The 24,908-nt window shown below is 34.9% G+C and carries 24 protein-coding genes; 18 read left to right on the plus strand and 6 right to left on the minus strand.

Annotated elements, in window-relative coordinates:
- The first annotated feature begins 71 nt into the window (after positions 1-71).
- The 5 genes from obgE (at position 72) to QYS49_RS01205 (ending at position 5,969) form a co-directional block, all read left to right on the plus strand.
- The gene (gene obgE, locus QYS49_RS01185; protein ID WP_308349797.1) at positions 72-1,064 is read left to right on the plus strand and encodes a GTPase ObgE; all 993 of its coding nucleotides are present in this window, start codon (positions 72-74) and stop codon (positions 1,062-1,064) included.
- Between the two features lie 352 nt (positions 1,065-1,416).
- Complete coding sequence (locus QYS49_RS01190) at positions 1,417-2,028, plus strand: nucleotide exchange factor GrpE (RefSeq protein WP_308349798.1); 612 nt, start codon at positions 1,417-1,419, stop codon at positions 2,026-2,028.
- Between the two features lie 113 nt (positions 2,029-2,141).
- Positions 2,142-3,272 carry a molecular chaperone DnaJ gene (gene dnaJ, locus QYS49_RS01195; RefSeq protein ID WP_308349799.1) on the plus strand — a complete coding sequence of 377 codons (1,131 nt, stop codon included), beginning with the start codon at positions 2,142-2,144 and terminating at the stop codon, positions 3,270-3,272.
- A 140-nt stretch (positions 3,273-3,412) separates the two neighbouring features.
- On the plus strand, positions 3,413-4,318 hold the full coding sequence (locus QYS49_RS01200; protein WP_308349800.1) for a toast rack family protein: 906 nt from the start codon (positions 3,413-3,415) through the stop codon (positions 4,316-4,318).
- Positions 4,319-4,709: 391 nt separating this feature from the next.
- The gene (locus QYS49_RS01205) at positions 4,710-5,969 is read left to right on the plus strand and encodes a LamG-like jellyroll fold domain-containing protein (protein ID WP_308349801.1); all 1,260 of its coding nucleotides are present in this window, start codon (positions 4,710-4,712) and stop codon (positions 5,967-5,969) included.
- 305 nt (positions 5,970-6,274) lie between these two features.
- Here QYS49_RS01205 and QYS49_RS01210 read toward each other — a convergent pair whose 3' ends face one another.
- Both QYS49_RS01210 and QYS49_RS01215 read right to left on the minus strand, forming a co-directional pair.
- Entirely contained in the window at positions 6,275-7,666 is a 1,392-nt protein-coding gene (locus QYS49_RS01210; RefSeq protein ID WP_308349802.1) for an NAD-dependent succinate-semialdehyde dehydrogenase, read from the minus strand.
- 27 nt (positions 7,667-7,693) lie between these two features.
- A complete protein-coding gene (locus QYS49_RS01215; RefSeq protein ID WP_308349803.1) occupies positions 7,694-8,434 on the minus strand; it encodes an SDR family oxidoreductase in 741 nt (246 codons plus the stop codon).
- Positions 8,435-8,720: 286 nt separating this feature from the next.
- On the opposite strand from QYS49_RS01215, the gene QYS49_RS01220 reads away from it, so the two are divergent.
- The 7 genes from QYS49_RS01220 to QYS49_RS01250 all read left to right on the plus strand — a co-directional run bounded on the left by QYS49_RS01220 (position 8,721) and on the right by QYS49_RS01250 (position 14,967).
- Positions 8,721-9,773, plus strand: coding sequence for a hypothetical protein (locus QYS49_RS01220; RefSeq protein WP_308349804.1), 1,053 nt, complete (start codon positions 8,721-8,723; stop codon positions 9,771-9,773).
- A gap of 62 nt (positions 9,774-9,835) precedes the next feature.
- A complete protein-coding gene (locus QYS49_RS01225; RefSeq protein WP_308349805.1) occupies positions 9,836-10,408 on the plus strand; it encodes a Crp/Fnr family transcriptional regulator in 573 nt (190 codons plus the stop codon).
- A gap of 55 nt (positions 10,409-10,463) precedes the next feature.
- Positions 10,464-11,135 (plus strand): MBL fold metallo-hydrolase, encoded by a 672-nt coding sequence (locus QYS49_RS01230; RefSeq protein ID WP_308349806.1) that lies wholly within the window; start codon positions 10,464-10,466, stop codon positions 11,133-11,135.
- A gap of 132 nt (positions 11,136-11,267) precedes the next feature.
- A complete protein-coding gene (locus QYS49_RS01235; RefSeq protein ID WP_308349807.1) occupies positions 11,268-11,633 on the plus strand; it encodes a DUF2200 domain-containing protein in 366 nt (121 codons plus the stop codon).
- A 205-nt stretch (positions 11,634-11,838) separates the two neighbouring features.
- Entirely contained in the window at positions 11,839-13,323 is a 1,485-nt protein-coding gene (locus QYS49_RS01240; protein ID WP_308349808.1) for a YfcC family protein, read from the plus strand.
- 137 nt (positions 13,324-13,460) lie between these two features.
- Positions 13,461-14,561, plus strand: a complete 1,101-nt coding sequence (locus tag QYS49_RS01245; RefSeq protein ID WP_308349809.1) for a DUF4932 domain-containing protein — start codon at positions 13,461-13,463, stop codon at positions 14,559-14,561.
- Between the two features lie 10 nt (positions 14,562-14,571).
- Positions 14,572-14,967 (plus strand): hypothetical protein, encoded by a 396-nt coding sequence (locus QYS49_RS01250; RefSeq protein ID WP_308349810.1) that lies wholly within the window; start codon positions 14,572-14,574, stop codon positions 14,965-14,967.
- On the opposite strand, the gene QYS49_RS01255 is transcribed toward QYS49_RS01250, so the two are convergent.
- Positions 14,964-16,130, minus strand: a complete 1,167-nt coding sequence (locus QYS49_RS01255) for an AIR synthase related protein (protein ID WP_308349811.1) — start codon at positions 16,128-16,130, stop codon at positions 14,964-14,966. The genes QYS49_RS01250 and QYS49_RS01255 overlap by 4 nt on opposite strands.
- 315 nt (positions 16,131-16,445) lie before the next feature.
- Between QYS49_RS01255 and QYS49_RS01260 the strand changes: the two genes are divergently transcribed.
- A complete protein-coding gene (locus QYS49_RS01260; RefSeq protein WP_308349812.1) occupies positions 16,446-19,670 on the plus strand; it encodes a S41 family peptidase in 3,225 nt (1,074 codons plus the stop codon).
- A 115-nt stretch (positions 19,671-19,785) separates the two neighbouring features.
- Here the strand turns inward: QYS49_RS01260 and QYS49_RS01265 are convergent, their stop codons facing one another.
- Positions 19,786-19,923, minus strand: a complete 138-nt coding sequence (locus QYS49_RS01265) for a hypothetical protein (RefSeq protein WP_308349813.1) — start codon at positions 19,921-19,923, stop codon at positions 19,786-19,788.
- Between the two features lie 145 nt (positions 19,924-20,068).
- On the opposite strand from QYS49_RS01265, the gene QYS49_RS01270 reads away from it, so the two are divergent.
- Positions 20,069-20,971: a hypothetical protein gene (locus QYS49_RS01270; protein ID WP_308349814.1), complete on the plus strand. Its 903-nt coding sequence runs from the start codon at positions 20,069-20,071 to the stop codon at positions 20,969-20,971.
- A 249-nt stretch (positions 20,972-21,220) separates the two neighbouring features.
- On the opposite strand, the gene rocD is transcribed toward QYS49_RS01270, so the two are convergent.
- Complete coding sequence (gene rocD, locus QYS49_RS01275; protein WP_308349815.1) at positions 21,221-22,501, minus strand: ornithine--oxo-acid transaminase; 1,281 nt, start codon at positions 22,499-22,501, stop codon at positions 21,221-21,223.
- Positions 22,502-22,688: 187 nt separating this feature from the next.
- Between rocD and rpmB the strand changes: the two genes are divergently transcribed.
- The 4 genes from rpmB to ftsY all read left to right on the plus strand — a co-directional run bounded on the left by rpmB (position 22,689) and on the right by ftsY (position 24,406).
- The gene (gene rpmB / locus QYS49_RS01280; protein ID WP_296620451.1) at positions 22,689-22,928 is read left to right on the plus strand and encodes a 50S ribosomal protein L28; all 240 of its coding nucleotides are present in this window, start codon (positions 22,689-22,691) and stop codon (positions 22,926-22,928) included.
- 29 nt (positions 22,929-22,957) lie between these two features.
- Positions 22,958-23,140 (plus strand): 50S ribosomal protein L33, encoded by a 183-nt coding sequence (gene rpmG, locus QYS49_RS01285; RefSeq protein WP_085518014.1) that lies wholly within the window; start codon positions 22,958-22,960, stop codon positions 23,138-23,140.
- 2 nt (positions 23,141-23,142) lie between these two features.
- Positions 23,143-23,292, plus strand: a complete 150-nt coding sequence (locus tag QYS49_RS01290) for a DUF4295 domain-containing protein (RefSeq protein WP_308349816.1) — start codon at positions 23,143-23,145, stop codon at positions 23,290-23,292.
- Between the two features lie 154 nt (positions 23,293-23,446).
- Positions 23,447-24,406, plus strand: a complete 960-nt coding sequence (gene ftsY, locus QYS49_RS01295) for a signal recognition particle-docking protein FtsY (RefSeq protein WP_308349817.1) — start codon at positions 23,447-23,449, stop codon at positions 24,404-24,406.
- 107 nt (positions 24,407-24,513) lie between these two features.
- On the opposite strand, the gene QYS49_RS01300 is transcribed toward ftsY, so the two are convergent.
- Positions 24,514-24,822, minus strand: coding sequence for a hypothetical protein (locus tag QYS49_RS01300; protein ID WP_308349818.1), 309 nt, complete (start codon positions 24,820-24,822; stop codon positions 24,514-24,516).
- Positions 24,823-24,908 lie beyond the last annotated feature (86 nt).

Raw genomic sequence — 24,908 nt, forward strand, 5'->3', positions numbered from 1 at the left:
TATTCAAATTAGGTCGGCTTTTTTATTTCCTGCTTAAATTAAACTAAATTTGCGCCTTAATATTTAGTCCCATGGCCAATCCCAATTTTATTGATTATGTTAAATTTTGCTCTCGCTCCGGTAAAGGAGGTGCAGGTGCTGTTTCTATGCGTAGAGAAAAGCACGTACCCAAAGGCGGGCCCGATGGTGGAAATGGCGGCCGGGGTGGCAATATTATTTTAAAAGGGAGCACCCAACTTTGGACTTTACTTCATTTGAAATATAAAAAGCACGTAATAGCCGATGGCGGTGCCAATGGTGGTGGTGCCAGAAGTTCAGGTGCTGATGGCAAAGACATTATTCTAGAAGTTCCATTGGGAACAGTTGCCAAAGACGCTGAAACAGGTGAAATCAGATTTGAAATAACGGAAGAAGGTGAAGAAAGAATCTTAACGGAAGGAGGAAGAGGTGGATTAGGTAATGCTAATTTCAAAACGGCTACAAATCAAACTCCACGCTATGCTCAGCCAGGTGAAGATGGCAAAGAAGAGTGGATCATTCTAGAACTGAAATTATTAGCTGATGTTGGTTTAGTAGGTTTCCCGAATGCCGGAAAAAGCACTTTACTTTCTGTAGTTTCAGCAGCTAAGCCTGAAATAGCAGATTATGCTTTTACTACCTTAACTCCAAACTTGGGAGTAATTCCTTATCGTGATCACAAGTCGTTTGTGATGGCGGATATCCCTGGAATAATTGAAGGTGCAGCAGCAGGGAAAGGTTTGGGAACCCGCTTTTTACGACATATCGAACGAAACTCCATTTTACTTTTTATGATTCCTGCCGACAGCAAGGACGTCAAAAAGGAATATCAGATTTTAATCAATGAGCTGAAAGAATACAATCCTGAATTATTGGACAAAAATAGATTGCTAGCCATCACTAAATCGGATTTGATGGATGAGGAATTAATGCAAGAACTCAAAAAAGAATTACCAAAAGATTTAGAGCATGTTTTCATTTCATCTTTAACTCAATACAATATTAACGAGCTTAAAGACATGATATGGAAAGCTATAAATTCTTAATAAAGCCTATCAATCTTTCAGTTTTATCATTATACAACAATCACTTAAAGCTTCATTAATGCTACTAAGTTGAACTTTTAGGTCTTTTCTTTTTATCCTTTCTACTAGCTATTGGAAATTACTTTTTATGTTCTATTGCCTATTTCGTGAGAAAAAATACATCCATCTAAATTTTATCCACAATAGAAACCACAGAACACAATAGATTTTTTTAAACCAAAATCAACTTTGAAAAAGTAAATAGATATTAAAAAGAGCTTAAACCTTAAATGTCATCTTGTCAGTGAACTACCATTTGGCAAACTCCTTGTTCAACTATGCTGAAATTAGAATAGAATAACATAATATAGTTATGGCTAAAGAAGAATTAGACGAAAAAGATTTGAATAAAGAAGCAGAAACTGCGGAAGATATAAAAGACGAGCAAAATCCTGAAGAAGAAACTCAGGACAATAGATCTGAGGAAGAAAAAACTGCTGAAGCAGAAGCGCAGGCTAAAGATGAAGAATTGTCAGATTTCGAGAAATTAGAGATAGAACTGGCAGAGTCAAAAGATAAATTCTTAAGACTCTATTCTGAATTTGAAAACTTCAGAAGAAGAAATGCCAAAGAACGATTGGAATTAGTGAAAACAGCTTCTGAAGAAGTTATTTCAGACCTTTTACCCGTTATGGACGATTTCGAAAGAGCTGAAAAATCTTTTGAAGATCAATCTGAAAATGACGGATTGAAAGAAGGCTTTTCTTTAATCAAAAATAAATTTGAGAAGACCCTAAGCAATAAAGGACTAAAAGCAATGGATAATGAGCCAGGAATCGAATTTGATCCTGAAATTCATGAAGCTATTACCAAAATACCTGCTCCTGATGAGAAGTTGAAAGGGAAAGTAGTAGATGTTGTAGAAAAGGGATACTTATTGAATGATAAGGTAATTCGTTTCGCAAAAGTAGTTATAGGAGAATAAATAACCTTAAATAGGCAATTATACAAGATGTTTTTTGTTCCCGATAGCTATTGGGCTTGATCAACAATATCAAATCAAAAAAATATCTTTTTAAATATTAGAATATAGATAAGATGGCTAAAAGAGATTATTACGATATACTAGGTGTTAGCAAAGGTGCTTCGGAAGCAGAAATAAAGAAGGCTTACCGAAAAGTAGCCATCAAGTTTCACCCTGATAAAAATCCTGACAATCCAGAGGCAGAAGATAAATTTAAAGAAGCGGCAGAGGCTTACGAAGTATTGCGTGACCCGCAAAAACGTCAACGCTATGATCAATTTGGTCATGAAGGCATGAAAGGCGGAGCAGGCGGCTTTGGTGGCGGAGGTATGAACATGGATGATATCTTCTCTCAATTTGGCGACATCTTCGGTGGTGGCGGAGGTGGCGGTTTCGAAAGCTTCTTTGGTGGAGGCGGTGGAGGTCGTAGAAGCCGAGGCAGAAGAGGTTCTAACCTTCGAATTAAACTTAAACTAGATTTAAAAGAAGTAGCTCACGGTGCTGAGAAGAAAATCAAAGTAAACCGATTAGTTTCAGCAGATGGAGTGACCTACAAATCTTGCGAAACTTGTGGCGGTTCTGGTCAGGTGAGACGAGTTACTAATACTATGCTGGGGCAAATGGTCTCCGCAAGCACATGCCCTACTTGCCATGGATCCGGTAAATTTATTGATAAAAAACCACCTCATGTAGACAACACTGGTCTTCAATCAAAAGAGGAAGTAATCAGTGTGAAAATTCCTGCAGGCGTAACGGATGGCATGCAATTATCCATGTCAGGCAAAGGGAATGAAGCTCCTATGGGTGGAGCAGCAGGAGATTTAATCATCCTGATTGAAGAAATCGAACATGATGTATTGAAGCGTGATGGTAATAATATTATTTATGACCTTTATGTAAACTTTGTGGATGCCGTTTTAGGCACTACCGTTGAAGTTCCGACCATAGACGGAAAAGTGAAAATCAAAATCGAAACAGGTACTCAATCAGGTAAAATATTAAGATTAAGAGGCAAAGGAGTTGGTGATGTAAATGGATATGGCAGAGGAGATCAGTTAATTCATGTGAATGTATGGACTCCAAAGAAAGTGACTGATAACGAAAAAGAAATGCTGGAAAGCATGAGAGCATCAGAAAACTTCAAACCTAGTCCTACAAAAGCTGACAAAGGATTTTTTGATCGAGTGAAAGAGTTTTTTAATTAAGCCCTCATCCTTAATAATGCACAAGCGGACGCTTGCGCAATCTGACTTTAACATTAATTTAAACCACTATTCTAAAAAGAGTAGTGGTTTTTTTATTTAAGCAACAACCTATTGAACAAGCGCTCCGTAAAAGTCCCATTATGGCTAAGGCTTTACAGAATATATTACTTTTCACATCCCTTTCTTTTCTTGCCTCAACAGTAGTTGGACAAGAATTACATAAGCATTTTGAGCTTAAGGAATCGAAAGGAATAGATAAAATTGAACTAAAAGTTTCAACCAAAGCAGGAAAATCGTTTTTAAATGCAGTAGATACTGATGAGCCAATATTAATATTAGGTGCTAGCGAAAATGATGTGGCAGCTAGCTCCTTTAAAATTGAGAAGCTACAAAATACACAAAAAGTGGATGCAGAACTCACCTGCAAAAGCCATATGGGCTTAAATTTTACTGAATCAGTCGCTAGTAACTTCTTCTCTTCTTCAGAACAGATTCATGATATATGGCAAATTAATTTATCGGAACATCAAGCTTTTGATTTGAATTTGAGTTTTTTAATGGGTGAAGCAAATGTAGATTTAAGCAGACTAGCAGTTGATAGACTAAAAATCAAGTCCGCTAGTGCAGATGTAAAACTCACCTATAATGAGGCTATCATGAATAGCATTGCCATGGATACTTTCTTTGTGAAAGTTAATTTTGGCAATATTGAAGTGAAAGATTTGAATTATGCTTTGGCTAAAGAAATTATTGCAGAAGTAGGCTTTGGCACGATCTCCATTGATTGCGGCTCAGATTGGAAAATGAACAGTAGGGTAACAGCTTCAGTTGGAGCAGGAAACCTCAATATACTGCTTCCACCAAAAGAAATCCCCGTAATTATCAGAATAAATAACTCTCCTCTTTGTAATATTAGAATGGCTGAAAATTTTGAAAAAATAGGTCATAATATCTTCGGAAATCAAGCCTATATTGACAATCCAGAAGAAAGTTTAGAGTTTTTACTTGATGTAGGGATGGGAAATATAGCTTTTAAGAATAGGTAGTATCCTATTTTTTTTTGACTTGCTTTTAGTAATTGACAAATGTGAAATCTTCACCACTTTAGCATTCTCAAAATCAAAAGTACCCATATTCATAACAATGAAAATAAACTGCTCCTTTCTAATTTATCCAATATTATGTCATTTTTTCAGATATCTAAATAAAACTACTCCTACCACTTAATTATCTAGACTTCATATATATAATCTTACAGTAGATTATGATATTAATCATTTGATAATGATTAAATATATTGGAAAATATCAATAGAACTGTTCACCTATTCTTTAATAAGATTAAAAAAGCATTAGTTTTACTTCGATTTATGGAAGGAAGTTAATTTTTATCCATCCACATTACTTACTTTTATTAATTTTTAAAAACACTTCAATAATGATTAAATACATCCCCTACCTCTCATTCATAGTTTTATTATTTAGTTCATGTAAACCAGAAGAAGAAAGTTTACCACAAATAAACGCTAATTTTTCAGCCTCAGATCTTACCATTCTGGAAGGAAAAGCGGTAACATTTACGGATCTATCAACAAACAATCCTTCTGCTTGGGAATGGGATTTTGGAAGTGAAAATATTAACACATCAACAGATCAAAACCCCACTGTGATTTTCGAGACATCTGGAGTTTATGATATTAAATTAGTTGCTTCCAATGAAAGTGTAAGTGATACAGAAATAAAGTCCAGTTTTATTACTGTAGTAGAATCTTTAAATGCCAAATTTGATCTTAATGACTCCATAATTAATCAAGGCAATCAAATTCAGTTTACTGATTTGTCTACAGGTTCATCATCCAATTTAGAATGGACTTTTGAAGGTGGAAATCCAGCAAGTTCAACAGAATCGAATCCAACAGTTTCATATGATTCATATGGAGTATATAAAGTTTCACTTAAAGTAAGTTCAGAATTTCAGCCAGAGGGAAGAACAGCAACAAAAACAGTAGTTGTTTTACCAACCAATGGCTTAATAGCATATTATCCATTCTCTGGCAATGCAGAAGACGAAAGTGACAATCAATTTAATGGTTCAATTAATGGCGCCTCAGCCACTAGCGATAGATATCAACAAGCAAATCAAGCTTTCAGTTTCGATGGTTTGAACGATTACATAGAAACATCGAATCAAATTGATGAAAATCTTAGTCAAGGCACTTCTTTTTCTGCTTGGATTAATATTTCTGAAGTGGGAAGTACGGTAAGAATTATTTCCAATTACAACGGGACGGGTATTGAAGGAAATTGTCTAGAGCGAATAGGATTCGTTTTTGGAGTAAGTGAAGATCAAGAGCTTACTATTTTCTATGCAACGAACGGAAATGATTATGATGGGAGAAAAACGGCATCCGGAAAAATAGTAGCTAATCAATGGTATCATGTTGTAGGTACTTGGGATGGTACTTTCAATCCTTCTGGCTTTAAACTTTATATAGATGGAGTCAGAAATGATCAAAAAGATTTCGAGCAGGGCATAGTTAATTGCGGTGGTTTTCAGGAATCTGAGAATCCATTCCATATTGGCATTGGGCATTGTTCAACCGGACCCTGTGCCCCATTCAATGGTGCTATAGACGAGGTAAGAATTTATAATAGGGTGTTAAATGCCCAGGAAATTTTAATCCTAACTAAAAACTAGAGTCAAAAAACGAACTAACCTTCAAATAGAAATGTATTTTTAGTCTAATATGGCTTAATTAAATATTGATTATATTAGGCTTAAAATCACAAGATGATCCATTATCAACATTAGTGGATCAACTCTAAAGAGAAGATACGCAGCATACCATTTTAATATCCACCAACTATTTAAAGAATGGTTGGTGGATATTTATATAAAATTTGATCAGGTAAAACAAGAAGGTTTTTGTAAGGTGTAGAATTGAGACCATTTCTATGTAAGAAAAATAAACTACCTCAGCAACAAGCTATTATAAAACCATATTACCTTTTCATAACACTTTTAATGTTTACAAATTCTTTTAATCCGAATCCACCGTGTTCTCGGCCATAACCCGAATTTTTTACCCCACCAAATGGCATTGCAGGATCGGCTAAACCGAAGGAATTGATAAATACCATTCCAGTATCAAAGTGCCTTTCTGCCATTTCGATAGCAGCTTCTTCATCTTTGGAGAAAATCCCTCCACCTAGTCCGAAATGGCTATCATTTGCGATTCGCATGGCATCTTCATTATCCTTGGCTTTAATTAATGAAGCTACAGGTCCAAAAAACTCATCTTCGTAAGCTGGCTGTCCAGGCTGTACATTTTCCAAAACGGTAGCAGGATAATAAAATCCTTCTCCGTCAGGCATTTTGCCACCACAAGCTATTTCAGCTCCCCTCTCGACACTTTTCAAGACTTGCTCATGGATATCATCACGAAGATCTTCGCGTGCCATTGGTCCTAATTCGGTAGTTTCATTATTAGGGTCACCCATGTTTACTTCTCTCATTGATTTCACAAATTTCTCTCGAAATTCTTCATACACTTTTTCAACTACTATGAAGCGTTTTGCAGCTATGCATGTTTCTCCATTGTTGTAAATACGCCCCATTACACAAGCTTTTACTGCTAAATCAATATCAGCATCTTCAAAAACCAGATAAGCATCATTGCTACCCAATTCCAAAACCGTTTTTTTCAACTCAGCGGTCGCTTTCTGCCCTATATTTCTTCCTGCCTCAGGACTTCCTGTAAGCGTTACTCCTCTTACCAGTTTATTTTTTATTACCTCATCAGATTGATCATGACTGATCACCAAGGTAGTAAACAAACCGGCTGGAATACCTGCTTTTGAATAAATTCGCTCCAATAACTTACCTGTACCTGTCACATTTGAAGCATGCTTTAATAATACCGAGTTACCTGCCATCAGATTGGCTATTGAATATCGGACCACTTGATAGCTAGGATAATTCCAAGGCTGTATACCATATATCACACCAACAGGCGCATAAGATACGCGACCTCTTTCCCCATTTACCATATCCCGCTCTTCTGTTTTCAGCTCCTTAGGTCCGATTTCAGCAGTATATTTGCAAATGGCAGCACATAAATCTACCTCTTGTCTACTTTGCTTTAGGGTCTTCCCCATCTCATCAGTCATCAATTGAGCCAATTCTTCTTTAGCATTGACTAATTCTATACCTATCGCTTTTATCACTTCAGCACGTTTTTCAGGAGTGACTTCCTTCCAAGTTTTGAAGGCTTGGTGGCATTTTGAAATGGACTCTATCACCTCTTCCTTGGTCATGTATTCATAGTGGTCGAGACTCCTGCCTGTTGATGGGTTGGTGGTCTCTATTGCTTCTTTGGTTCCTACTTCACTCATTTTTTTATGTTTTAAGGTTCATACTAATTATCCTTGTTCCGTTGGCATCAGATATACATCGTTAATATTTACTCGGTCAGGCTGATTTAACGCATAGAATATAGAATTTGCGATATCCTCAGCTTCCATTTTGGTCATTTCCTTCATTCCTTTCAGTTTTTCTTTAATATCATCGTCAGTAATGCCTTCAAACAAGCTTGTATCTACCGCACCTGGCTCTATGGATGTCACGTTTATACCATACTGAGGAGATAACTCTTTTCTTAAACCTTCGGAAAACATTTTTACTGCGACCTTAGTGGCACAATACACTGCCCCGCCTGGAAAGTAATTGTGCGCTGCCGAAGACGACATATTGATAATGTGACCACTTTTATTCTTGCGCATGGTAGGCAATACAGCAGCCACTCCATTGAGTACACCTTTAATATTGACATCGACCATCTTTTCCCACTCATCGGTTTTGAGTTTTTCTACAAAAGACAAAGGCATCAAACCCGCATTATTGATCAATACATCAATAGATCCGTATTTTTTCAGAGTTTGAGAAACAGCTTTTTCAAAATCAGCAGGCTTTGTGACATCGGTTTTTACCACTAATGCCTTGCCACCATCCTTCTCAATTTTATCTTTTAATTGATTCAATTTATCTTCACTCCGTGCACACAATACTACAGAAGCACCTTCTTTAGCCAATTTCATTGCTGTTGCTTCTCCTATCCCGCTAGAAGCTCCTGTTATAAGTACTACTTTATTTTTTAAATCCATCTTATGTTTTTTTAGAATTACTAAATTTACTTTATACCTGTTGACAAATATATTTAGACTGGAGGCATTATCTCTTACACATTTTTTGCAGATACTTGTATAAATCCCAGACCTATTTAAATTTGAATAAGTCACAGAATTGATTGCTTTATGTCGAAATAATTGACTTTTCAGTATCTTTAAGAAATTCGCAGTAAGTTTAAAGTATATTACTTCGAATACCTTAAATCAACAAGGTGAATTTTACACTAATTCTATACTTAACATCCTAAATAAATTATAGAAATTGAAAAATGTAAACTTGATATTTCGTTTGATAAAATCGGTTTCAGATCTTAGAAAGTTCAACAATGTAAATTCACGCTATCATCGTGAAGCAAAAGCTATTATAAATAATTTGACGGACTCTTTTGACCTAGAGACTGCTCAAAACATCCCTTCGAACTTTAAATTGAAGCTACAATGGTATATGGCTGAGTGTCTTTACGCTTGCGAAAAATTTAATGAAATATCAGGTCGAACTTCCACATCGCAGCAAAAACGAGCCTACTTACTAAGTGGCGCTTTGGGAGCAATGTGTGATTTCATTATCGATGATGTTGAGATGAAAGCAGAAAAGATTAAGGAATTCAAAAATCCAAAAACGGAAGATCAATATACCGATGTAGTTGAGAAATTATATGCACTCTTTTATCATAGTTTCATAAACTCACTTGAGCTAGAGGTAAAAGCAAGAGTAATTCAATATTATGAATTAATATTTGATGCTCAATTGAAAAGTAAACAACAATTTAATCCCTCCATTACTCAACAGGAAGTGGATGAAATATGTAAGAATAAATGTGGATATTCTTTATTATATATTCGTTCGTTAGTAACCGGAGAAATAACTGAAATTGAAAAAAAGGCTCTATACGAATTAGGTGGATATATTCAATATTGTAATGACGCACAAGATCTTTATAAAGATTTAAAAAAAGGTCTGCGTACTTTTGCCAGCACAAGATCGGATCTTGAAACGATTGCTAGAGACCTTGACAAACAAAAAACAATTGCCTTTTCTCTGATCAAGGAAACTCCTTTTGATCAAAAGAAAAAAGATGAGTTGTTATTTTCTCTGCATATAATGAGCATTGGAATAATCGCAAAACTCAACAGATACTCCAAAATTTGTGATGGAAATTTTTCTTCCGAGAAGCTTTCAAAGAAAAGTAAAGAGGAAGTCCGGTCGCAACTAGCTATAAAAAAGTTGCTTTGGTATTCCTTTCCAAAAGTAATCAAGTACAAATATGAGGATGTAGATAAATCATATGATTTTCAACTCAATTTAAATAATTAATCTGTTTTTATTCCTCACTATTATTAGATTTAATGCATAAATTGAATTAGCAAATTACTAAAATGACTGATTTTTTAACTCGGCTTAATATATTGGGTAAACATGAAATTGATTATTCCATTTCTTTATTTGAAAACACTAGACTTAAAAAAGGTGACTATTTTGTGACTGAGGGAAGCATATGCAATCAAATAGGGTATATTTTAAAAGGGGGTGTAAGAAATTTTTCTATTCAACTAGATGGAGAAGAAAATACGACTTGTTTCAAATTTGAAAATCAGTTTATTACTTCCTATGAAAGCTTTAGCCAGAAAAAAGCTTCAAAAATCAATATTCAAGCTATTGAGGATTGCGATTTATTAGTAATCAGTTACAACCAGTTTCATGAACTGTTAGAAAAATTCCCATCCTGGAGATCCATTTTAACTTGGGTGATGGAACAAGAATATATTGAAAAAGAAAAACATCTCAGAAACCTTAATAATAAATCAGCGAAAGAAAAATATCTTCATGTGCATTATAACTCACCTGAAATAATAAAAAGGGCACAAATCGGTTATCTTGCCTCTTATTTAGGTGTTACACATAGGACGCTAAGCAGAGTTAGAAAAGATACTCTTCTTTCAGCATCATAGGACAAATGTCCTTTTTGTAGCCTAAAAGCAGCGGTAGATTTGCAAAAAAGATAAAATGCAAAAAATCGCTCAGGATGTTTACCACATTCCCTTAATGCCTAGAAACAGTATAAACTGTTACATAATTGAAGGAGTACTAATTGACTCAGGAATAAAAGCTTCCTATAAAAGGATTAATAAATGTGTGAATGAAGTCCCCATTCATAGTCATGCCTTAACCCATGCCCACCCTGATCATCAAGGTTGTAGTGACATAATCTGTCAAGAATTTAAAGTACCCTTATACTGCCATGAAAAGGAAGTTTCAAGAACAGAATCAGGTTTCGCAACCAAAGATTATCCTTCAAACACTAATGTTATTGCCCGTTTCCAACAAAAATATTGGGCAGGATCAGGTCATAAAGTATCTAAAACATTAAAAAATGAGGACTCCGTAGGGAATTTCAGAGTTATCGAAACGCCTGGTCATTCTTCTGGGCATATTTCTTTTTTCAGAGAAAAAGATGGTGTTTTAATAATGGGTGATGTAGCTACCAATATGAATTTATTGACTACTATAAAAGGTTTGCACCTACCCCCTAATTTATTTACTTCTGACAAACTAGAAAACATTAATTCTTTAATAAAACTGTCTGAGTTAAATCCAAAAATCATTTGTTTCGGGCATGGTCCTGTATTAAACAATAGTAATAAAACTTTTGAAAAGTTTGTGAAAAAAATCAGATAATAGATTTAAAAGACAAGCGATCTGACAATCTTAATTTTTACAAAAGAGCGTAACAAAAACGGGCTGAATTTTATAACTTAGAGGAAGTGAGATCAACTTAGTATTTTAATTTCATTCTTAGGAAAATACCACATGAAAACCACGCCCAAACACGATGAACGAATGGCTCAAATGACCTTTGCCTCAGTATATCCACATTATGTCACAAAAGTGGAGAAAAAAGGCAGAACAAAAGCAGAATTGCATCAAGTCATTGAGTGGTTAACCGGTTTTGATGAAAAGATGCAGCAAAAACTCATTGATGAGAAAGTTACTTTTGAGGAATTCTTTCAAAGAGCTAATTTAAATCCTAACGCTAAGCTGATTACTGGGATAATTTGCGGCTACAGAGTGGAGGAAATTGAAAATAAGCTAACCCAAAAAGTTCGTTATCTTGATAAGATAGTGGATGAATTAGCTAAAGGTAAGAAGATTGATAAGATTTTAAGGAAAGCATAACTAAGCGAAATCGAATAATAAATACTAAGGGTTGAATTATTATGAATACTCTTATATTTGTGCCTTCATCAATTCAATATTCATGAAATCGACATTAAAAATTCAGCTTCGAATTTTACACCAACCGAAGATGAATTTATAATCAAAGATTCCATCCCGATAAATACGGGACAAGTTGTGGTAAACTAATAACAATAAAATACACATGAAATTTCCTGCGGCACAAAGTATTCTTTTAATCATTGCAGCTTTAGTAACTATTTTAACTTGGCTAATTCCAGCTGGTAGCTATAATTCGCTAAGTTATGAATCAACCACAGATCAGTTTAGCATCCAAAACCAAGATTCTAGTTATAATTTACCCGCAACTCAAGCTAGTTTAGAGCAATTAAACATCAAAATACCGCTGGAGAAATTTACGAGCGGGGCAATCTATAAACCCATCAGTATTCCCAATACTTATCAGCAACTACCCTCCCAGCCTCAAGGAGTAATTGAATTTTTGTCTGCACCCATAAAAGGTATTATAGAAGCAGCTGATATTATTTTTTTGGTTTTAATCATTGGGGGAATGATAGGGATCATGAATGTTACAGGAGCATTCAATGCAGGAATGAGCTGGCTATCGAAAGCATTAAAAGGCAGGGAATTTTTATTAATCATTTTCACCACTTTATTAATTTCATTGGGAGGAAGTACATTTGGATTAGCTGAAGAAACTTTAGCTTTTTATCCCATATTGATACCCATTTTCATAGCAGCAGGCTATGATTCTATGGTGGGGCTCGCCAGTATTTTTCTCGGTTCGGCCATAGGCGTAATGTGCAGCACGGTAAATCCATTTGCCACCATCATTGCATCAGATGCAGCCGGCATTAGCTGGACGAGTGGCCTTGAAGGAAGAGTGATTATTTATGTGGTTTGTATGGCCGTGACCATTGCTTATATCCTAATTTATGCAAGGAAAGTAAAAAGAAACCCTGAAAAATCATTAGTAGATGCCAGTTCTACAAAATCTTTAACTTACATAAATGAAGCAAGTAAAGGTAATGACATACCGCTTACTTTGAGATTACGTGCAATTCTAATGATTTTCACAGCTTGTTTTGTTATCATGATAATGGGAGTATCACAATGGGATTGGTGGTTTGTAGAAATGACTACTGTATTTTTTGCAGGTTCTATTGTGATCGGCTTTATAGCCAAAATGAAAGAAAGTGCCTTTATTAATTCCTTTATTCAAGGTGCTGGCGATTTGCTTGGTGTTGCTTTCATCATTGGACTGGCAAGAGGCATTACCATCCTTATGACCGATGGATTGATCAGCGATAGCATTCTATTCTATGCCAGTGAATTTACAACCGGTATGAATAAAGGAGTATTCGTGAATGTGCTTTTCTTCATTTATCAAGGCTTAACTTTTTTCATTCCATCGAGTTCTGGAATGGCAGTACTGACGATGCCAATCCTTTCTCCGCTTGCTGACAATGTGAATATCGGTCGTGAAGTAATTGTAAATGCCTATCAACTAGGAAATGGTTTATTCAATAGCATCAGCCCAACTGGATTGGTTTTAGCATCTTTAGGATTGGTGAAAATTGGCTATGAAAAATACCTCAAATTTATGCTACCACTCTATGCAATTTTAGCCCTGATTGGAATGGTTTTCCTTACGATTTTGAGTTACTAATTCTAAAGTTTAAACAAGTAAAAATGATTAAAAAAATAATTAAATTATTTCTATGGCTGGTTTTAGGGCTCGTATCAATAGTTGTTGTTTTCGGTATAATCTACTTAGTAAATCCTAGATATGTCGAAAAAAAGACAATGAATATTTTTTATCCTACTGTGAATATCAAAGAGAAATATCAGGATAAAATAGTAGTTGAAGTTCCTGAGGTTTATGAGCTTATGCAAATTGCCAGCAGTTTGACAGGAACTTTCAAAAATGATCCTAATTTAATTAAAAGCAGTAGTAGCTACTACCAAGATTTTAGAAACCATTTCCAAGAATTTGAAAATCATGATTTGGTGCTGAAATTAAATAAAGCCTTTGAAGAAAATCCTTATGGAAATAATCAGCATGCAATAAGAATGCTTTCATTAGGTCTTGATATTGATAATCAAAATTCCTTGATTGATAATGGGTTCATAAATATTAATCCGGCAACAAAGTATTTTCTTAGCACATCTGTTTTCTTTCCATCACTTAACACTAACTTAATTGAGGATTTTGCCAAAAAATCAAACTTTAAGGACTTTTATAAAGAGCATAAAGGCTATTACAGTAAGTTAATAAATAATTATAATGAACTCTGCGATTTTAAGGGAATGCAGACTTGGTTAGAAAAGAAATTTACATCTAAGTATCAATCTTATCGGATTATTTTTTCGCCATTAACTGGTGGATTCCATAGTACAACAAGCTTTCCGAATTCCGATAGAAGCATGGATCAAACTTTTATGTTTGTGAGCGCTCCCAGAGAAAATATAGCGAACTTATCACCTAAAGAATTTGAAACCGCTTCTAGTCTTTCTTCAAGAATAGTTTTTACAGAAATAGACCACAATTATGTAAATCCTGTAACAGACCAATTTTTGAATGAGCTGGATGAGGCTATGGATGACTATAAAAACTGGAACGGTCAAAACGGAGGCTCTTACCCATCCAAGTATAGTACATTTAATGAGTATATGACATGGGGAGTTTTTAATTTATATGCATTGGATACTTATAGCGAAGAAAATATGGATACGATTATTCAATATCCTACTGACTTCATTACTGAAAACAGAAAATTCATTCGATTTAGAGAATTCAATCAAGAATTAATCAGACTATACGAGAGCAAAGACAAACCTAAAATTGAAGAGCTATATGAGCCTATTTTTGAATGGATGAGAAAGGAGTATGAAACTAGCAATTAACATTAATTAAATGAAAAGTCTACTACTCGATTCCCCTCTAAAAATATTTTTGCTTGATGCTATTGGGGCAATCATTACTGCCTTAATTTTAGGAATAGTTTTCACAACATTTCAGGAATACATTGGAATGCCTAGAGAAATATTGATTTCATTATCCTTAATTGCTGTAGTATTTTGTATTTATTCTTTTAGCTGTTTTTTTATGCTCAAAAGAAACTGGAAGCCATTTTTGAAAGCAATAGCCATTGCAAATTTATTGTATTGTGTCGCTACAACAGTTCTGATCATTGCATTATCCCATCAACTCACCATTGTAGGGCTGCTATATTTTATGGGTGAAATAATAGTGATTGGATTCTTAGTTTATTTTGAGTTTTTAGTTTTGAATAGAATTAAAAATTCTTAATTGTAAACAAACTCCCCATGCTCACTCTTAACCGTCACTTGCTTTAGAGCTGAAGCTTCTACCCTTCCGATGATTTGAGCATCAATATTGAAAGATTCGGAGATATCGATAATCTTTTGCGCATCTTTTTCTTCCACATAAAGCTCCATTCTGTGCCCCATGTTGAAAACTTTATACATCTCCTTCCAATCTGTTCCAGATTCTTGTTGGATCATTTTAAAGAGAGTTGGGGTAGGAAATAAATTATCTTTGATGATGTGAAGGTTCTCCACAAAATGAAGCACTTTAGTTTGTGCACCACCACTGCAATGCACCATTCCAGCCACTTTACCTGACTGTTCTTCCAACACTTTCTTAATGACTGGTGCATAAGTTCGTGTAGGTGATAAAACTAGTTTTCCAGCGTCCAAATCTACCCGATCTACTTTATCAGTTAATTTTTTTGACCCTGTGTAAATTAAATTATCTGGAACAGAAGGATCAAAACTCTCAGGATATTTAGCCATCAATTCCTTGCTAAATACATCATGACGGGCGGAAGTCAGTCCATTACTACCCATTCCTCCATTGTACTCATTTTCATAAGTTGCTTGACCGTAAGAAGCCAAACCTACTACCACGTGTCCGGCTTTTATATTATCATTCGAGATTACATCTGCTCTTTTCATTCGAGCCGTAACGGTGCTGTCCACAATAATAGTCCTTACTAAATCCCCAACATCCGCAGTTTCCCCGCCTGTACTGATAATATTCACGCCATTGTCCCTTAGCATTTGTAAAACCTCTTCTGTACCATTTATAATGGCAGAAATTACTTCACCCGGAATCAAGTTTTTATTCCTTCCAATAGTAGAGGATAATAATATCTTATCGGTACATCCCACACAAAGTAAATCATCAATATTCATGATGATAGCATCTTGAGCAATGCCTTTCCAGACCGAAATATCCCCAGTTTCCTTCCAATACATATAAGCCAATGAAGATTTTGTACCTGCGCCATCCGCATGCATAATGGTGCAATAATCCTCATCCCCAGTTAGGTGATCGGGTACAATCTTACAAAAAGCTTGTGGGAAAAGTCCTTTGTCAAGGTTTTTGATGGCATTGTGAACATCTTCTTTAGAGGCAGAAACTCCACGTTGGTTGTATCTATCGGACATGATTCTAAAATTTATACAAAATTAAGGGGATTGAAGAAAGGAAACTAATTGTAGGTGTAGTTTTTCATATCTAACAGAAATATATTTAAAGCTTAAAATGACCCCATTCGGATTTAATACCATAGTATCAGTTTATTCTTTTTTGGTTTTAGGTGTTACTTATCTTATGTTATTTAAGTTAAAAAATAATTTCCTTCTGTATTTCCTTCCAGATAAATACACTTTAAAAGCAAACTTTACCATTCTTCACAAGTAGCATTTTGCTTTAGAAAATAATCACTATCTTAACTTATCAAATAAAATAATCCGCAAATCATGAAAAAAATATTCAGTCTACTAATTTTCTGTATGCTGTCATCAGCACTTATGGCACAAAATACACCAGAATGGATGCGTTATGCCAGCATATCACCTAATGGAAAAGAGATAGCATTTTCTTATAAAGGAAATATTTATTCGGTCAGCAAAGATGAGCCTTTAGCCATTCCAATAAGTATTAATAATAGCTATGAATATAAACCCATTTGGTCTCCAGATGGAAAACATATAGCCTTTGCCTCTGACCGGCATGGAAATTTTGATGTCTTTTTATATTCTACTGAAACTTTAAAAGCTAACAGATTAACCCACCATTCCAACCACGATTTACCAGAAAGCTTTACTGCTGATGGAAAATCAGTTTTATTCACTTCAGGAAGGAAAATGAATGTTGATAACTCACAGTTTCCTTATGGTAGATTTTCTCAATTATATAGTGTCAACTTAAAGGGTGACATGCCTCAAATGCAAATCCCAATCCCTTTGGAGGCTGTTTCAGTTAATAAAACAGGGAATAAATGGCTTTATATGGATTTAAAAGGCTATGAGGATTATTTTAGAAAGCATCATGTTTCCTCCATTACTAGAGATATCTGGGAGTATAATCCTGCAGATAAATCTCACAAAAAATTAACGGAATTTGAAGGGGAAGATAGAGAAGCAGTTTGGTCAGATGATCAGGAACACATTTATTTCCTAAGTGAGAGATCCGGAACTTTTAATGTTTGGAAAATGAAACCAGGTAGTTCAGAAGAAGCGGTTCAAATTACAAATTTCGAAACTCACCCTCTACGCTCTTTAAGTATTTCTGAAGAAGGGACTTTGTCCTTCACCTATCATGGCGAAATTTATACCGTGAAGGAAGGAGAAACACCAGAAAAAGTAAATGTTCTAATTCCATATGAGCAAGAAGTTGTTACACAGCTCGAGAAAATGAGCTCAGGTGCAACAGAAATGGCCTTATCACCAAATGGAAAAGAGATAGCGTTTATTATCCGCGGAGAAGTTTTTGTAACCGGAACAGAGAGTGGAATGACTAAACGAATTACCAATACTCCAGAACAGGAGCGTTCAGTACATTTTCACCCAGAGGGCAAAAAACTAATCTATGCAGGTGAACGAAATGGGAGTTGGAATATATACGAAACTGAAATTAAAGATGATGAAGAATCCTATTTTCACGCCTCTACACTACTAAATGAGAAAGCTCTATTAGCCAAGGAGGAAGAAACTTTCCAGCCTAAATATTCTCCGGATGGGAAAGAAGTAGCTTATTTAAGCAATAGAACCACATTAAAAGTTTTAAATCTAGCTAGCGGTCAGTCACGCACTGTTTTACCTGGAGATAAAAATTATTCTTATTCTGATGGAGATCAATATTATGATTGGTCACCAGATGGTAAATGGTTTGCCGTAGAATTTCTTGATAAAAAAAGATGGGTTCCCGAAGTGGGATTAGTTAAAGCTGATGGAACTCAAGAAGTAAAAAATGTAACTGAAAGCGGTTATGCTGAAGGCGGTCCACAATGGATATTAGATGGCAAAGCACTTATCTATTATTCAGATCGAGAAGGATTCCGATCTCATGGAAGCTGGGGTTCACAAGGAGATGTGTACGCCATGTATCTTACGAAGGAAGCTTTTGATCGTGCTCAGCTAAGCAAAGATGAATATGATTTATTGGTAGAACGAGAGAAAGAAGAGAAGAAGGACGAGCCTGAAAATGATGATAAAAAGAAATCTAAAAAGGAAGATGATATAGATCCTGTAAAAATTGAATGGGATAACTTAGAAGATAGAGTCGAAAAATTAACTATTTCATCATCATTTCTCAATGGGATGAAAGTTTCACCAGATGGTGAAAAATTGTACTATCTAGCCTCTAGGGACAATAGTGTGGATTTATGGGAATTGAATATCCGTGAGAAATCCACTAAAACCATTGGTAATTTTAAAGGAGGAGATGCCGCTATGGTGATGGATGAAAAAGGAGAAAATATTTATGTGATGGCTGGCGGAGGTATTTCTCAAGTAAAAACAGCTGATGGCAAAACCAAAGGAGTGTCATACACAGCAGAAATGTATTTAGATGCCAATGCAGAGCGCGCTTATATTTTTGAGCACATGTGGCGACAAGTAGTAAGGAAATTCTATAAAAAGGATTTACATGGTGTAGATTGGGAAGGTATGAAAGCAGCATATCAACCAAAATTATCACACATTAATAATGACAGGGATTTCGCAGAATTAATGTCAGAGCTTTTGGGTGAGTTAAATGGTTCACATACTGGTTGCCGTTATTACCATAGTGATAATAAAGGGGATCAAACAGCTGCTTTAGGTATTTATGAAGATTTAAGCTACACGGGTGCAGGTATAAAAATTGCTGAAATTATGGACAAATCACCTTTAGCTATCAGTGGTGAAAAGATTAGTGTAGGTAGCATTATTAAGAAGATAGACGGCCAAACTATATCAGAAAATGATAATTATCTTCCATTACTTAATCACAAAACTGGTAAAACGGTAGTTTTGGAAATAGAGGAAGCGCAATCCAACCAAACTAAAACGGTAAAAATAAAAGCCATTAGTTTAAACGAGGAAAACAACTTACGTTATGAACGATGGGTGAAATCAAGAAGAGAAGCTACTGAAAAATTATCAGGTGGCCGCTTGGGGTACGTTCATGTAAGAGGTATGAATTCTTCTAGTTTTCGAGAAGTTTATTCCGAATTATTAGGACGATATAACGATAAAGAAGCCGTAATTGTAGATACCCGTTTCAATGGCGGTGGGTGGTTACACGATGATTTAGCTACCCTATTATCTGGTGAGCAATATGTAAAACTAATGCCTCGTGGACAACATATTGGTTCGGAACCGCAAGGTAAATGGCAAAAACCTTCAGTCGTTTTAGTGGGAGAAGGTAATTATTCTGATGCACATTTCTTTCCTGTGACTTATCGCGCACTTGATATTGGTAAAATTATAGGTATGCCCGTTCCCGGTACTACCACTGCCGTATGGTGGGAAAGACAGATTAATCCTAATTTAGTATTTGGTATTCCACAAGTAGGCGTTACGGATATGGATGGCAATTATTTAGAAAATCAACAATTAGAGCCGGATGTAAAAGTTAAAAATATGCCAAGTGAATTGATTGAAGGAAAAGACAGTCAATTAGCAAAGGCTGTAGAGGTGTTGCTAGAAGATTTGGATTAAGATAAAAGGTTTTACATTTTTCGATCAGATAATGAATAACAAAATATATAGCTAACAATCAAAAAAAGCTCGGAAGTAACTTCCGAGCTTTTTAATTTTTGAGATGATTTTAAGATTACTTTTTCTTAAACTCAGTAATCGTTTTCTCAATGATTTCACAGCAATCATTTATTTGCTCTTCAGTAATTACCAAAGGAGGGGCAAATCGAATGATGTTTCCGTGGGTTGGTTTAATCAATAAGTCATCTATCAAGGTTTTTGAAGAGATTGTGAATATCTGCTTTAGAGGCAGAAACCGCGCGTTGGTTATACATATAGCTTTTCTTTGCTCAAAATAATTTCGTTTAAATTAATTACTTTAGCAATTTAGAATAATCGTAAATGTCCAGTTTACTATAATGAGAAAGTATTTAGTAATAGTATATGTAATTTTTGTCTCCCAAATTAGTCTTGCTCAAGATTACTTGATTACCAAAAATGGAGAAAAGATTATTGTCAATTCAGTTAAAGCCAAATACAACAAGGTTATAACCTCACAACCATTTTTCAAAGGTAAAATAGAATATCAAATTGATGAAATTGACTATTATTATAATACTTATGAAGGCTCCTTTTATTATTTTATTCCTATTGGTGAAGGTAAAAACACCTATGAATTATACAAGAGAGAATTAGAGGGCAAAATAAAATATTATCGGAAAGTAGATTATAATAGTATTTACAGTCCGAATGGTAACATCAATACAAGTACAGAGCATGTATATCTGGAAAAAAATGGTGATTTTAAGAAAGTACTCTATCGTGGAGGGATTCCAAGGAAGAAGAAAGAAAAGATTGCCAATCTTAAAGAATTTGTTGCAGATGATAAAATTGCATTTAATGAAGTGAATTCAGATTACTTCCAATTCAATTCAGATTATATAAAATCTATAGTAAATAGTTATAATTTAAGAGCACATAGCTTTAATAGTGCGTTGGCTCAAGATTCAACTAATGTTATATTTTATAGAGTTAAAAGGCGACAGTATAAAGCACCTTTGTTTTTTAAAATAGGGGGCAATGAATACGACTTAGTAAGGTATGACTCAATTCAATTGAATATACCGAATGGCCAAGAAATAAAAGTCTGTATTAAGAATTCCAATGATCAAATATGCCGACTCATATTACCATCCAATTACGTATATAACTATTATGAATTGTCACTGGATAAATTTGGCGAAGGTTCAATAGTTAGAATGGGGAGAGAAAATGCAGCTTTTCACTTAAATAAAATTAAACATAAAGTCAGCAAAAGATAAACTACTTAAAAATAATTAGATATTAGTCGTTTTTCATCGACTATGGGTGATCCGAACAAGTTACAAACTCAATAGAGTAAGATTAAAGTTTTATTAATGAGAAAATTTTAATCATTGCAACACTAAATCCTTGTTTTGGGAAGCTCTTTAATAGACCGGGCCGGTTTTATGATCTAAGATTTTTTAATTAAACCAAAAAAAGCTCGGAAGTTATTTCCGAGCTTTTTAATTTTTGAGATGATTTTAAGATTACTTTTTCTTAAACTCAGTAATCGTTTTCTCAATGATGTCACAGCATTCATTGATCTGCTCTTCAGTTATTACCAAAGGTGGAGCAAATCGAATAATATTTCCGTGAGTTGGTTTAGCCAATAAGCCATTTTCTTTTAAGGCCATACAAATATCCCAGGCAGTTGAGCTGTCAGGAGAATCATTGACTACTATGGCATTTAATAACCCTTTTCCTCTTACCAAGCTCACAAATTCAGATTTATCAACAAATTTCTGCATTCTGTCTCTAAAAAGCTGTCCTAGTTTACGAGCATTTTGAGCTAATTTTTCATCTTTCACCACGTCAAGAGCAGTAACAGCAATGGCAGTTCCTAAAGGATTTCCCCCAAAAGTAGAACCATGAGTTCCTGGAGTTAATACTTCCATGATCGGGTCATTTGCTAAGACAGCAGATACCGGATAAAACCCACCAGAAAGAGCTTTCCCCAAAATCAAAATATCAGGCTCCACATAAGTTGATTGCTTTTCGCAATGTCCTTCACAACTACAATCACCACAAACAGCTAATAAACTACCTGTTCTAGCAATTCCTGTTTGGATTTCATCGGCAATAAATAACACATTATGCTTTTGGCATATTTCTTTACATTTCTTTAAATAATCGGTATCTGGACGATAAACGCCAGCTTCACCTTGAATAGGCTCTACTAAGAATCCAACAATGTTATCTTCTCCTTGTAATATTTTATCTAAAGCCTCCGTATCGTTATAAGGTATTTTAATAAACCCAGGAGTATATGGTCCAAAGTTCTTTTTGGCAGTTTCATCACTAGAGAACGAAATTACAGTAGTCGTTCTACCGTGGAAGTTTTGCTCAGCAACAATTACTTTACCTGCATTTGGAGCTACTCCATTTTTTTCAGTTGCCCATTTTCTGGCGATTTTCAAAGCGGTTTCCACTGCCTCTGCACCCGAATTCATGGGTAACACTTTATCAAAACCGAAGTAATCTGTGATATATTTTTGGAAAGGGCCTAATATATTATTGTGGAAAGCCCTTGAAGTCAAAGTTAAAGTCTCTGCTTGTTTCTTAAGGGTTTCTAAAATTCTTGGATGACTGTGGCCTTGGTTAACCGCACTGTATGAAGATAAAAAGTCATAATATTTTTTTCCTTCTACATCCCAAAGAAAAACACCATCTCCTTTGGCTAATACAGCAGGTAGGGGATGATAATTATGAGCTCCGTACTTATTCTCCATGTCAATGGCTTGTTGACTGTTCTTGATTTCTTCAATCATAGCTTTGTTGTTTAAAAATTCGTAAATTGCACTCTCTTAAAATGTAAATCTAACAAAATGGGACGGCAATCCCTTGCAAATCAAAAAAAATAAGGACGTATTTTTAAGCTAAGGTTTGTGATTATCAAAATATTGCCGATATTTGCAGACCAATTTGAAATCGACAACAAAAATAATTTAGATAGATATGGCACGAGTTTGTCAAATTACCGGAAAAAGACCTCAAGTGGGAAACAATGTTTCACACTCAAATAATAAAACCAGAAGAAGGTTTTTGCCAAATTTGCAAAAGAAGAGGTTCTACCTTCCTGAGGAAGATAAGTGGATTACATTAAAAGTTTCTACTAGCGCAATCAGAACCATTAATAAAAATGGGATCACTTCAGTTTTGAAGAAGGCACGTGAAAACGGTAATGTATTAGTATAATTTTCTATTGCTCAAAAATATAAAGCACAATGGCTAAGAAAGGAAATAGAGTTCAGGTAATTTTAGAATGTACTGAACATAAAGAAAGTGGTGCTCCGGGTACATCTCGTTACATCACTACTAAAAACAGAAAAAACACTACAGAAAGATTGGAGTTGAAAAAATACAACCCAATTTTGAAGAAAAATACTGTTCACAAAGAAATTAAGTAATCATGGCTAAGAAAGTAGTAGCAAGTTTAAAAGATAAAGATGCTAAAGGTTACGCTAAAGTAATCAAAGCGGTGAAGTCAAAAAACGGAGGATATTCTTTCCGTGAGGAAATGGTACCTTTGGATATGGCCAAAGAGGCACTTAAAAGTTAATTACAGTTTTTAAGGTTTAAATTGATTTAAGTCCCTCTTTTGGGACTTTTTTTGTTTACCCACTTCTGTTTCTTTTCTTTTCTTAATTACTTTAGCGCTTTAATTTCGTATTATTGTAAGCCTCTAACCACCATTACCTTTAAACCATAAAAGAATGAGTATTTTCAAGATTTTCTCCAAAGAAAAAAAAGAGTCCCTAGACAAAGGTCTGGAAAAAACTAAAGAAAGTTTTTTTTCTAAACTTGGACGAACCGTAGTCGGTAAATCTCAAGTTGATGAAGATGTTTTGGATGAATTGGAGGAAATTCTGATCAGTTCTGATTTAGGGGTAAATACTACAGTCAAAATTATTGGTAGAATAGAGGAAAGAGTTGCGCGTGATAAATATTTAGGCACAAGTGAATTAGATAAAATCCTTAGAGAAGAAATTGCTGGGCTTTTATCTGAAAACAATACTCAAGATTTAAAAGACTTTTCTCTACCTGAAGACATCAAAAAACCATACGTTTTATTAGTTGTGGGTGTAAATGGCGTTGGCAAAACTACTACAATCGGTAAATTAGCAGCTCAATATAAAAAACAAGGCAAGAAAGTAATATTAGGTGCCGCAGATACCTTCCGTGCTGCTGCAGTTGACCAATTGAAAATGTGGGGAGAACGAGTCGATGTCCCTGTCGTTTCCCATGGAATGAATACCGATCCTGCCTCAGTAGCTTTTGATGCCGTTAAACAAGGCGTTCAAGAAGAAGCTGACATTGTCATCATCGATACTGCTGGAAGGTTACACACCAAAGTGAATTTGATGAATGAATTATCCAAAATTAAAAGGGTGATTCAGAAATTTGTGAATGAAGCTCCTCATGAAGTTTTATTAGTATTAGACGGATCAACAGGGCAAAACGCCATGATTCAAGCTAGAGAATTTACTAAAGCCACTGAAGTTACCGCTTTAGCCATTACAAAATTAGATGGTACTGCCAAAGGCGGAGTTGTAATTGGCATTTCCGAAGAATTTAAAATTCCTGTTAAATATATTGGCGTAGGCGAAAAAGTAGAAGACTTACAAGTGTTCAACAAAATGGAATTTGTGGATTCTTTCTTTAAGCGAGTTTAATTCCTTCTAATCTAACACAAAGATTTTACGACCATCAAAGTTGGAAATCATCCAAAAGGAATTTATAGTTATAATATAAAGCACTTTTCTGAGGAGTTTAGGTATTATTACTTTACTAATTTCAGAAAATCGCGAGGTACTTCTAAGAATTCTTGATAGCACGAAGTATTAGGACAATCGTCATTTAACCTTGTATGCTCAGCTATTCTTATGGTTATAGAATCTTCCTCTATATCTACTCCTTTATACATTTCACCTATTTCAAAAGTCCGTTCTCTTACACCTACAATGCCACCTACAGTTACTAAGGCTGAATATTCAGAAATGAATTCAAAATCACCTTTTATAACTTGAATTTCATCTTGGCTACAATTGAAAAGAAAAAATGGAACAAGAAGTAAAAGCAGATATTTCATTTCAGCATTTTTTAGTTAAATCATAGACACAGAATCATTAAAATTGGATGGATTCAGTACCCAAAATTTTAAATAAACTAAAGAAA

The organism is Marivirga salinae (assembly GCF_030503855.1).
Lineage (GTDB): Bacteria > Bacteroidota > Bacteroidia > Cytophagales > Cyclobacteriaceae > Marivirga > Marivirga salinarum.